The following is an 11577-nucleotide window of genomic DNA, read 5'->3' as shown; positions in this document are numbered from 1 at the left end:
TAAAGCTATATGACAACCATATTCAGCTTAAAAGTCAGGATAATAGAATGGAATTTTGGATTGAATTAGTAGTATCAGTATTTCTGGTGGTGGGAGCCGTATTTGTATTGATTGGCTCACTGGGCTTGGCAAAACTCCCCGACTTTTACACCCGTCTTCACGGCCCAACCAAAGCGACAACGTTGGGGATGGGTTGCCTGCTTGCTGCGTCGGTGATACTTGTCACCTATCAACAAGGTTATTTAAGTCTGCATGAACTGCTTATTACACTATTTTTGCTCATTACTGCGCCTGTTACCGCCCATATGCTGGCTAAAACGGCGATGCACCATAACCTGGAGATACTCGATAAAACGTCAAACAAAGCCCTGACAAAGCGTGCACGTGATCGAATCAACCCGTAGCCAACCATATTCAAATCCATCAAACAGCGACCCTGCCTCCGGTCCTTAGAAGACACTAAGCAGGGTATTTAAACAATGAGGGAATCCGGGGACAGTTTACTTAATTCAGCTTACTTCAGGACTAGATTTCACGGAGAATGGTGAAGCCCGACCCAACCATCGCGTAAGGCATAAAGTCCCTGAGATTTAAATAAGTATTGGTTAATGCCTTATTAATCTCGGGAGTTGGACCCTAGCTATTGCTGTAGTACTCTTTGAGCTGCAGCAATAACAAACCTCCTTTTTTAACTCTTTAATTCTTGACTCTGTAGTATTCCAGTAATACCACTCGCGCTTTAGCACATGATATTTTCTTTGATGTCTGACCGTTAACAATGACTTGTTGGCAGTCGTTCGTACTATTTTTTCGAGCATCGGAGCAACATTATGAATAATAAAAAGATATTAATGATTACAGGTGATTTTACCGAGGACTATGAAACCATGGTTCCTTTTCAGACGTTAATGGCGGTGGGCATATGGTGGATGCTGTCTGCCCGGGTAAAAAGAGTGGTGACACAGTCGTAACCGCCATTCACGATTTTGAAGGTGATCAGACCTATACGGAAAAACGCGGCCATAATTTTGCATTAAATGCGACTTTTGATGACGTTGTGTTGGAAGATTATGATGCGCTGGTCATTCCCGGTGGGCGAGCACCTGAATACCTGAGGTTGAATCCCCAGGTTCTTGCTATGGTTAAGCACTTTTTCGACACCAATAAACCCGTTGCCGCAGTATGTCATGGCGCGCAGCTGTTAGCAGCCGCAGGCGTTTTGAAAGGTAAGCAATGCTCAGCTTATCCTGCCTGTAAACCTGAAGTGGAAAGTGCTGGTGGTACGTTTGCAGACATTGAAATATTTGAAGCGGTAACGGACGGAAATTTGGTGACAGCGCCGGCGTGGCCTGCACATCCTGCATGGCTATTTCAGTTTATGATATTGTTAAATAAATGCTAATAAGGTGACATGACTGTGAAAGGAAGGCGGTTTTTTTAATTAAGCCGTCTTACCTTTTGTGTCAAAAAGTACGGAGAATGCCCGTGTGTAAACTCTTTATTCAGGCGAATGCTGAACTTTGGTCAAGTAGCACCCGATCTTTGCGTATCGATGGAATGGTGACGAGTATCCGGCTAGAAAATTATTTCTGGTCGAGACGGTATGAATATTCCTCAAATGATCACACGGCTTTACCATGAATCAATCGATGCCGAACATGATTTAGGTAATTTCACGTCGTTTCTTCGCGTATGTTGTATGCGCTATCTAGCATTGCAATTGAGTGGACAGATTCCTATAGATGACCGTGTTGCACTCTCTTCGTTAGATGTTGAACCTATATTGGCGTGTGAAAAACGAGATTATCACTAGTTTATCTGAATTGACGATGGGTTTTTATTCCCGATAAACCCACATTAACTTTAGCGTTAAATAAGTTCACCTTTACCTATTCACTGGGTAGGATAGCTCTACTATTCAGTAGGGAGAAATTACGTGAACGATACAGTAACTATTTTTGCTATTAATTTTATCGCAACGATCGGGGTTATATTTCTGCTCGTCGTTGTAGCTTTAGCGATAACCGGGTTTGTTCTCTATCGCCATGATAAGCATCAGACGACTCAAACTATCCGGCGTAACTATCCATTGATAGGCCGGTTCCGTTACCTTTTTGAGCACTTGGGTGAGTTTTTTCGTCAATATTTTTTTGCAATGGATAGGGAAGAGCTACCGTTTAATCGTGCGCAGCGCAGTTGGGTTTATCGTGCGGCTAAAAACCTGGATAACACCATAGCGTTTGGCTCCACGCGTGATTTACGTAAGCCTGGCACCCATTATTTTCTGAATTGTCCTTTTCCTACATTGTCGGAAGACTCTGCGCAATCACAGCCGTCCCGCATTGGGCCGTATTGTGAACATCCTTATGATGCGCCCTCGTTTTTTAATATTTCAGGGATGAGCTACGGTGCTTTATCTAAGCCCGCTGTTCAGGCACTTTCCTATGGTGCCGCTAAGGCTGGTTGCTGGATGAATACCGGTGAAGGTGGGTTATCTCCTTTTCATTTGGAGGGAGGTTGTGACCTGGTGTTTCAGATTGGTACTGCCAAGTATGGTGTCAGAGATGCAAATGGCCAGTTGAGTGATGATAAGTTAAGAGAGAAAGCGGCCATCACTCGCGTACGTATGTTTGAACTTAAACTGTCTCAGGGCGCTAAACCAGGCAAAGGGGGGATTTTACCTGCTGAGAAGGTGACTAAAGCGATTGCCGAGATTCGGGGTATTCCCGAAGGCCAAGCCTCTATAAGCCCTAACAGGCACTCAGATATAGCCTCAGTCGATGAACTTCTGGATACCGTGGAGCGCATTCGTCGTGTGACGGGTAAGCCGTGTGGATTTAAATTAGTATTAGGTACAACCGATTGGTTAGATCAATTTTGTGAAAAGATTAACCAACGCGGCATTGAAAGTGCACCGGATTTTATTACGCTGGATAGTGCGGACGGAGGAACAGGCGCGGCTCCCATGCCTTTGATGGATAATGTCGGGCTACCTGTACGTGAGAGTCTGCCTATTCTGGTCAATAAGCTGCATCAGCATGAATTACGTGACCGCATCAGAGTCATTGTTTCTGGGAAAATGATTAATCCGACGGATGTTGCGGCGGCGATTTGCATCGGTGCTGATTTTGTTGTGAGTGCGCGTGGCTTTATGTTTTCGCTGGGTTGTATCCAAGCTCTGCAATGTAATAAAAATACCTGTCCAACGGGAATTACCACGCATGATCCTGATTTGCAGCAAGGTCTGGTTCCAGAAGTGAAGGCAGAACGAGTAGCTCATTTTCATCATAACCTGGTTCATGAAGTTGAGATGATCGCTCACTCTTGTGGCGTCTCAGAACCGCGTCAGTTGAAGCGTCATCATGCTGCTATTGTTATGGACGGCGGTAGCTCCGTGCCTTTAAATATTCTGTACCCTGAGTATTAATCGTCGCAACTTATTAAACGTTAGCAGAGAAGCCTAGAGTTCATCGAACCAGACTTCTCTGTCTATTACTTTTGTAAGGTTGCGCCTTTCGCGGTGTTCTTCAATGGCGCGTCTTGCTCTAAATAAGCGCTTAACCGCTTGTTTTTTATTATCAAGATTTTTGACGTCCTCGTACCCCATAAACGTATTGATTATTTCAATCTGTACTTCGCTAAGATGGCTGATTTTCTGTTTCATCATGGCATTAACCCTCTGCTTCTTTCTAAGAGTTGCTTTCTAAGCGCTGGATTCTGAGTATTCTGCTGAGAGCATCGGTTTTCAGCAGAACCTATTTAGAGACATAAAATAAATTCCATCGCAGAACTGATAGATAGTTAATCCTCTGTTCTTAAGATATAAGAGTAATTTATTAAGGTTTCAGAAATATTAAGGCTTGAGGGGATTGCCGGGGGAAAGAAGGTTAAGCGTCTGTATCAGAGTCGGACCGAGTCAGTAGACGTTTATCATTTTGTCTTAAGCTACGTAAACTGCGTTTAATTGTTTTCAGATGATCTAGCAAAGCAGGACCTAAGCGTATAGCAACACCCACGGCTAATACATCAATAACGACCAGATGAAGCACTCGTGAGGACATGAGCGTGCTAAGGTCTTTATCTTCTTCGACATCAATATGTATAGCGATGGTCGCCAGATCAGATAAGGGTGTATTACCGGGGCATAAAGAGATAACTGTCGCGCCAGTCTCCTTTACGAGTTTTACAGTATGTAGCAAATCTTTTGTTCGTCCTGTCTGCGAAATTGCGACAACGACATCACCTGCCGACATTGATACGGCGGAGATGGTTTGCATATGTGGATCAGAATAGGCGGCGGCAGATATCTGTAAGCGGTAGAATTTATGCTGCGCGTCACTACAGACGGCGGCTGAGGCACCAAATCCATAAAATTCTATCCGCTTCGCTTTCACGAGTGCATCGATAGCATTTTCCAGCGTTTCTGCATCCAGGTGATCACGAATGTTGATCAGATTACCGATCATAGAATCAAATATTTTTTGCTTAAACTCTGAGACAGTATCTTTTGAATCCAGTGAAAATTGTTCAAAATGTGTATTACTGGCTAAGCCTTGCGCCAGCGTTAACTTGAAGTCCTGAAAGCCGTCATAATGCAACGCACGACAAAATCGAACCACTGTTGGCTCGCTGACATTGGCTTGAGAAGCCAAATCAACAATACGCATATGGATAACTTCCTGAGGATTTCCCAACACGAAATCTGCAACTTTTTGTTCAGATTTGCGTAGCTTTGGATGAGCATCAGAGATTGATTTGAGTAAGTTAGCTGCGTTCAAAAGAGGGTCTCATTAAGCGCTGTGACTATAAGGGAGCAGTATATCAATGAAACGTGAAACCGCATAACTTAGCTTAGTTTCTGATAATAATTAAAAACCAATTTATTATAAATTATTGTAAATTAATGAGATATGAGCGTTTTTATGACTGTATCGGTAAAATCACGTACGTAATAAAAGAGCTGTTCTGGTTTATTGCAGGCGCTTATAGTGCATGCTATGTTACTTAAAATTAAAAAAATAAAATTAGGAGTAGTCCTTTGAAGCGTCGTCAATTTCTTAAAGGTGCCGGAGCTGCAACAGTAGCAACAGGTGCCATGATGTCTACAGCAGCTCAGGCTGCACCAGAATTTAAGTGGAAAATGGTAACGACCTGGCCGAAGAATTTTCCAGGTTTAGGTGTTGGTGCCAATAATCTAGCTGAACTGATTGGTAGCATGACCGGTGGTCGGGTTCAGGTTAAAGTTTATGGCGCAAAAGAGTTAGTGGGTGCGCTCGAGATATTTGATGCGGTTTCTCGTGGTACGGCTGAAATGGGTCACGGTGCTTCTTATTACTGGAAAGGTAAAAGCCGCGCGGCACAGTTTTTTGCGGCGGTGCCTTTTGGTTTGACTGCTCAGGAAATGAACAGCTGGCTGTACCATGGCGGCGGTATGGAGTTATGGGAAGAGACCTATGCGCCATTTGGCCTGATTCCTGGCGCGGCAGGTAATACTGGCGTACAGATGGGTGGCTGGTTCAATAAAGAGATCAACTCAGTAGCAGATCTTCAAGGCCTGAAAATGCGTATGCCTGGTTTGGGTGGCGAAGTATTAAAGCGTGCGGGTGGTACACCTGTATTGTTACCGGGCGGCGAAATTTTCCCTGCGTTACAATCGGGTGCAATTGATGCAACCGAATGGGTTGGCCCATACAACGATGCTGCATTTGGTCTGCATAAAGCGGCTAAATTCTACTACTACCCGGGTTGGCACGAGCCAGGTACGACACTTGAGTGCTTCATGAACAAAGAAGCGTTTGAGGAACTACCTGCTGATCTTCAGGTCATTGTGCGTAATGCTATTCGTGTTGCCAACCAGGATATGCTGGCTGACTTTACAGCGAAGAACAACCGTTCATTAGAGCAGTTAGTTAACGAGCATAACGTGCAGTTGCGTAAGTTCCCGGATGATGTGCTGGCTACATTGAAAAAATTATCTGATGAAGTTATAGCAGAAGAAGCCGCCAACGATGAGATGACGAAGAAAGTGTTCGACTCATTCGTTAAGTTCCGTGATCAGGCTACGAAGTGGCATCAGGTCTCAGAGCAGGCTTACTTGAACGCGCGTAACCCCGTGTAATTATAAATTAGTTAACACTAAAGCCGGCATTTGCCGGCTTTTTTATGCTAGCTATTCAGGTTTTATCTACTTCCAGACAGTATATTGATGATTTCTATTAGTGTTATTGCATTTATTTCATCAACCACGTGAACCTACACGCATAAAAAAGCCACCCGGTTAGGTGGCTTGGTAATCTTAGCTTTCGTCTTTATCCGTACACAAAGTGGGGTAACCATGTGGCGAGTGCCGGCCAGGCGGCTAATAAACCCAGCATGCAAAGTTGGATACAGATAAACGGAATAACCCCACGATATATCTGCCCAGTGGAGATCGATTCCGGGGCCACACCACGCAAGTAGAACAGCGCGAAACCAAAGGGAGGAGTAAGGAACGAGGTTTGCAGATTTAAGGCAATCATTATTCCTAACCAGATAGGATCCAGTCCCATGGTTAACAGGATAGGCGCTACGATAGGGACAACAACGAATGTTATCTCGATAAAATCAAGGAAGAATCCCAGAAAGAACATTACCAACATGACTACTGCCAACGCTCCCCACACACCACCAGGAAGGTCGGTCAGAAAGTCGCGTACCATATCATCGCCACCGAAACCACGGAATACCAGTGAGAAGATGGACGCACCGACTAAGATGATGAACACCATGGAGCTCACCTGAGTGGTTGAACGCATCACTGCAGTAAGTGTCTTCATATTGAAGTTACGCTTAAAGAGGGCAAGTATCACAGCGCCGATCGCGCCGACTGCTGCTGCTTCTGTTGGTGTTGCAAAACCACCCAGGATGGAACCCAGTACCAGGCCGATAAGCATTAATGGTGGGACTAAAGCACTGAGTACTTTAAGCCATAGATTGTCTACTGCGTCGCGTTCTTCCTTAGGAATCGCGGGAACAGAAGAGGGTGACACAATCGCTTTGCCCACGATGTACAGCGAATAGGCTACCACCAGTAGTAACCCAGGGATCAACGCACCCAGAAAAAGATCACCGACAGTCACCGTTTCCGGGGAGAACATGCCCAGATCGATTTGTGACTGTTGATACGCTGAACTGATCACATCGCCCAGCAGTACCAGCACAATAGAGGGCGGGATAATTTGTCCTAGTGTTCCTGATGCACAGATGACGCCACAGGCGACTTGCGGGTCGTAGCCACGGCGTAACATGGTAGGAAGGGATAAGAGCCCCATGGTTACAACGGTTGCACCCACAATGCCAGTACTGGCTGCCAGCAACATACCTACTATGGTGACAGAAATACCCAGTCCACCATTGAGGGAACCGAAGAGGATCGACATCGTATCGAGTAGCCCTTCAGCAATTTTTGATTTTTCCAGCATGACGCCCATAAAAACAAATAGCGGGACGGCAATCAGTACTTCATTATTCATAATACCGAATAAACGATTCGGTATTGCTTCAAGGAATACGGAGTCAAAGTCTCCGGTTAATGTTCCTATGCCGGCAAACAGAAGCCCCGTACCCGCCAGCGAAAACGCCACCGAGTAGCCCATTAACAAAACAATAACGGCACCTAAAAAGAGAAAGAGAGAAAGGTATTCGGTCATACGGTGTGCTCCGTAACATCTTCTTCAAGGAGGTGTCCCTGGCCGGATAGCACCAGAATACAACGGCAAAGTTCTGATATGCCCTGGAGACAAATTAAAACTGGCATGGCAATCAGTGCAGATTTAAGAATGTAGCGAATATCCAATCCGCCAGACTCCTGAGAGCCTTCTCTTAGTTCCCATGACGTCGCTACATACTCCCATGAGATATAGCCTATAAAGCCCGCTACAGGGAATAGTAATAGTAAGATGCCGGCAATATTAACCCAGGCTTTACCCCGTTCGCCTAAGGGGCGATAGAAAATATCAACGCGGACATGTCCATCATGTTTGAGGGTATAGGCCGCACCCAGAAGGAAAACAAAACTGTGCATATACACGATTGATTCCTGGATGGCGATATTGCCCATATTGAACATGTAGCGCATAACCACGATGACGAAGGTGACAATAACCATCAACAGAGTTAGCCAGGAGATCGTACGTCCTGTCCATTCGCTGAAGCTATCGAGTAGCCGGACTAGCTGACTAAGAAAATTGCTATTCATTATTCTTCTCATATTAGCAAGATAGGTTCGAAGTTGGATCTTATTAAAAGTATAACAATAAAAAACCACGATATTTATCCGTATTTCCACCTGTTTAGGGATACAAAGGCTACAAAATCGTTTAAATCCCTTACAATAGGCAGGTAACTCACCTAAGCAGAGATCTGTATATGACTGATAGACTGCCCGTAGAGGCACAATTGCGCTCACTGGACCATAAAAAATTAGCAGCTTACTGTGTTGCTCTTACTGAGCGACAATTTCCGAATTTCGTGCTTTTTAGCAAACTCGTTGAGTTTGGTGATCTGAAGCAGCTGGAAACAGTGCTGGATGGTATATGGCAGTCTTTGGTGCCAGGCGGTGCTAAAATGAATTTTGAGGTGCAGTTGGATAAAGTTGAAGCCAACATGCCTGATCTTGATAATTATGAAATGTATGGCGCGACACCAGCGTTAGATGCGGTAGTGTCTCTCTATTCCACCTTAACCTGTATTCTTGAAGCCGATGTCGACGAAGCCATTGCCGTGGGTAATGTATCCCGCGAATGCGTGGCGATGTTTATTGAGATATCGGAAGGTGATGATCAAATGTCAGATGAAGAAATTATTCGTCTGATTAGTAATCATGACCTGATGCTTCAGGAAGAGGAATTTCAGGAAGAAGTGGTTGAGCGTCTGATCAATGTTAAGCAGCTGGATAAAGCGTTTATTCACGAGCTGCGTACGTTGGCACGCAATGAAGGTGTGAGTAATATCGGGATAAATGATGAAGATGCCTGATGCTTAAAGTTGGATTAGCCCTGTTGGTACTGCCATGCCTGTTGTTGATGGCAGGCTATATGTACGAGTTGTCTGGCGTTAATGATTGTCTTGGTTTGGGTGGTTCATTTAATTATGAGTTGCTCGCGTGTGACCAAAGTAATGATCACCCATTTATGCCTTACACCGTGAGACATCCCTTGTTGGTTAATGGTGGCATGATGGCTTCTGTTGCCGGGTTATTTCTCTGTATTATTGGCCTGTATAAACGCCGTTAATTGCCACTATAGAAGATTGATCATGTTTAAGAAGTCATTACTAATTGCCCTGTTACTGCTGATTATCGCTGCTATCTATGGATGGATAAACAGAGAGAGCTGGTTAGTCGGCTTTAATCAGGAGCGTACGGCTAAGGCCCTTCAGTTCAAACAAAACGGCGCGGCTTTTGGGCGGGATAACAGCCAGCAGGACTGTCTTGATCGGTCACTGAGTCAATTTGATGGCTGTCTGGGATTTAGTTGTACAGTTAATCACGGGCTCTTTTTGAAAGCCTGTTTGAGCGAGGCGGCAGAAACTCCTGATTTCTGTAAAGGGGTACCTGAGTATCATGAAAAGGCAACGGAGGATGACAAGTCCTGGGTTAAATATTATTGTTGGGATCACGATATAAGAGGAGAAGGGTGCCGCTTATTAATGAAACAACAGCAATATTTTTGTAGCCAAAAATAGACGATTTTTTATTTTATCCTGCCTTCTTTAGACGAACGACCTTAGAGTGCTTCAATTTTCTCTTGATATCAGCTATTTTTAAGTTCTACTTATTATTCTCTATTAAGTGGAAGCTGAATGGGGTCGTTTCATTTCATCCTATAAGCGCCTAATAACAATAATAATTTTAGGGTCATATGGATTATCACAAATTACTCTTTATTGGCCCGGTAGGGGCAGGCAAAACGTCGGCTATACGTGCTCTTTGTGACGACCATCATAATCTTGAAACAGAAGCTAAAGCATCTGACGCAACGGTGTTGCGTAAAGCAACGACCACGGTAGCGATGGATTATGGCTGCATGACTTTCAGTAATAATGAGGTTGTACAGCTTTACGGCACACCAGGACAAGCGCGCTTCAAGTTTATGTGGGATTTACTGGCGAATAATTTAGCGGCTGATTGTGCCGGTATTATTTTTCTGGTCGATAACACTCGCAATTACCCTATGCGTGATCTTAAATATTATTCTCAGGAATTCGCAGAGCTGATTGCGCGTAAAAAAGTAATCTTGGGTGTGACGCGTTCCGATTTACGTTCAGATCCTACATTACTCGAATATGAGCAAACGCTGCAAGAAATGGGTATTGATGCGTCGGTTCGTTTTGTTGATGCGCGTAAAGCAAGCAGTATGCTGCCTTTAGTTGAGGAGTTACTCGCAGAGAAAGTTGTTTTTGATGGCTGGGCAGGGCTAATTCAGAATGCAGTGGCGAATGAAGATGAATTATTATTCGAAGAAGTGCCGGAAAAACAGGCAGATGCCCACTTTGCTGTTCAGGATTATCAGGGAGAGGAGGTCGTTATGAAAGATTCGATCATTGATGATGTGATGAATTTGAAGGGTGTTCGCGGCGCTGTGCTTACCGATGATATGGGTGAAATTATTACATCCTCTATTGAATCCAGTGAAGTGAATGATTTTGTCGGTTTTGTCGCGGGTGTTGTTAAGGTTTTTGAGGAAGTATCTGGCCTTGGTTCTGTTCAGAACGTCATTATTAAAAGCAGTAAAGAAGATAATCTGTCCGTTTTTATAGGGGGGGATCAGGCATTGGGGGTGCAGTCCTCGAACAGAGTGTCTGTCAGAACGCTAAAGCAGCAAGTTGATGATCTGTTGCAGTGGAGCTAATAGTGATGCAAAAGATACTTAAAGAGCTAGAACAACTGGGTGGCATTCATCATAGCTGTTTGCTAAAAGGTGATCTCATGGTTGCCTCAACGTTTCCTGATTTACTTGAAAATAATCTGCTGGGTGCTTGCCGTGTAGCACATCAGATTTTTATGGCAGTTGAGGGAATGGGATGCAGCCATCGGGAAATTTTTATCGAACTTGAAGAAAATCTTCTGGTTGGCTACTTCATAGCTGATGAAACTGTATTGGCGTTACTTACCGATAAAGATGTGAATCTGGCGCTTATCAATACCAGTGTGCGTTCTGCTTTACCGCGGATTAAAAGACAACTGATTCATGCCGATATTCCGGTACTTCAGCCAGCAGCAACGCAAAAAACAGCGTCAGGAGGGGTTAATCAAGCATTGGCTGAAGCTGAGTTGATGGTCTTAATGGGGGAGTTGCAGGAAGGCTTAGCTGAGTATATAGGACCTGCTGCTGAAATCGTATTTGATGATGCTTATGATCACTGGAAACATAAACACGGTGTCCATAAAAGTAAGATTGCCGAGTTGATTAAGGCGCTGGCTTCGGAAATTGAGGATAAAGCTGATCGTACTAATTACTTGCAGGTGGCGGTAAATAGAGTACGGGCTTTCAGCGCTAAATTGTCAAAATCATAGGCTCTCAAATCGTCATCTGAGAA

At 44.4% G+C, this 11577-nt stretch carries 12 protein-coding genes and 2 pseudogenes; 10 read left to right on the top strand and 4 right to left on the bottom strand.

Annotated elements, in window-relative coordinates; all coding sequences use genetic code 11:
• Positions 1–47: 47 nt before the first annotated feature.
• From Nant_RS00510 to Nant_RS00500, 4 genes and pseudogenes are all read left to right on the top strand, one after another.
• Positions 48–404 carry a Na+/H+ antiporter subunit G gene (locus tag Nant_RS00510; protein ID WP_054339686.1) on the top strand — a complete coding sequence of 119 codons (357 nt, stop codon included), beginning with the start codon at positions 48–50 and terminating at the stop codon, positions 402–404.
• Positions 405–830: 426 nt separating this feature from the next.
• Positions 831–1402: pseudogene (locus tag Nant_RS00505) on the top strand (DJ-1/PfpI family protein).
• An 83-nt stretch (positions 1403–1485) separates the two neighbouring features.
• Positions 1486–1813 (top strand): annotated as a pseudogene (locus Nant_RS20910) (ribbon-helix-helix domain-containing protein).
• Between the two features lie 123 nt (positions 1814–1936).
• The gene (locus Nant_RS00500; protein WP_054339685.1) at positions 1937–3427 is read left to right on the top strand and encodes an FMN-binding glutamate synthase family protein; all 1491 of its coding nucleotides are present in this window, start codon (positions 1937–1939) and stop codon (positions 3425–3427) included.
• A 33-nt stretch (positions 3428–3460) separates the two neighbouring features.
• On the opposite strand, the gene Nant_RS00495 is transcribed toward Nant_RS00500, so the two are convergent.
• Positions 3461–3667 carry a PA3496 family putative envelope integrity protein gene (locus tag Nant_RS00495; RefSeq protein ID WP_054339684.1) on the bottom strand — a complete coding sequence of 69 codons (207 nt, stop codon included), beginning with the start codon at positions 3665–3667 and terminating at the stop codon, positions 3461–3463.
• A 220-nt stretch (positions 3668–3887) separates the two neighbouring features.
• Complete coding sequence (gene hexR / locus Nant_RS00490) at positions 3888–4778, bottom strand: transcriptional regulator HexR (RefSeq protein WP_054339683.1); 891 nt, start codon at positions 4776–4778, stop codon at positions 3888–3890.
• Between the two features lie 260 nt (positions 4779–5038).
• On the opposite strand from hexR, the gene Nant_RS00485 reads away from it, so the two are divergent.
• Positions 5039–6118: a TRAP transporter substrate-binding protein gene (locus tag Nant_RS00485; protein ID WP_143773460.1), complete on the top strand. Its 1080-nt coding sequence runs from the start codon at positions 5039–5041 to the stop codon at positions 6116–6118.
• A 190-nt stretch (positions 6119–6308) separates the two neighbouring features.
• On the opposite strand, the gene Nant_RS00480 is transcribed toward Nant_RS00485, so the two are convergent.
• Positions 6309–7688, bottom strand: coding sequence for a TRAP transporter large permease (locus tag Nant_RS00480; RefSeq protein WP_054339682.1), 1380 nt, complete (start codon positions 7686–7688; stop codon positions 6309–6311).
• Positions 7685–8236, bottom strand: coding sequence for a TRAP transporter small permease subunit (locus Nant_RS00475; protein ID WP_054339681.1), 552 nt, complete (start codon positions 8234–8236; stop codon positions 7685–7687). The genes Nant_RS00480 and Nant_RS00475 overlap by 4 nt, the downstream gene beginning before the upstream one ends.
• 170 nt (positions 8237–8406) lie before the next feature.
• Between Nant_RS00475 and Nant_RS00470 the strand changes: the two genes are divergently transcribed.
• The 5 genes from Nant_RS00470 (at position 8407) to Nant_RS00450 (ending at position 11554) form a co-directional block, all read left to right on the top strand.
• A complete protein-coding gene (locus Nant_RS00470; protein WP_054339680.1) occupies positions 8407–9015 on the top strand; it encodes a DUF416 family protein in 609 nt (202 codons plus the stop codon).
• Positions 9015–9272: a hypothetical protein gene (locus tag Nant_RS00465; protein WP_054339679.1), complete on the top strand. Its 258-nt coding sequence runs from the start codon at positions 9015–9017 to the stop codon at positions 9270–9272. Before Nant_RS00470 ends, Nant_RS00465 begins: the two co-directional genes overlap by 1 nt.
• Before the next feature lie 22 nt (positions 9273–9294).
• Entirely contained in the window at positions 9295–9723 is a 429-nt protein-coding gene (locus Nant_RS00460; protein ID WP_054339678.1) for a hypothetical protein, read from the top strand.
• Positions 9724–9899: 176 nt separating this feature from the next.
• On the top strand, positions 9900–10889 hold the full coding sequence (locus Nant_RS00455; RefSeq protein WP_054339677.1) for a GTP-binding protein: 990 nt from the start codon (positions 9900–9902) through the stop codon (positions 10887–10889).
• 5 nt (positions 10890–10894) lie between these two features.
• Positions 10895–11554 carry a DUF8082 domain-containing protein gene (locus Nant_RS00450; RefSeq protein WP_143773459.1) on the top strand — a complete coding sequence of 220 codons (660 nt, stop codon included), beginning with the start codon at positions 10895–10897 and terminating at the stop codon, positions 11552–11554.
• Positions 11555–11577 lie beyond the last annotated feature (23 nt).

Origin of the sequence: Neptunomonas antarctica, assembly GCF_001305295.1 — a bacterium.
GTDB classification, from domain to species: Bacteria; Pseudomonadota; Gammaproteobacteria; order Pseudomonadales; family Balneatricaceae; genus Neptunomonas; species Neptunomonas antarctica.
Note: the sequence above shows the minus strand (reverse complement) of the source record. Positions and strands in the feature narration are given on the sequence as shown.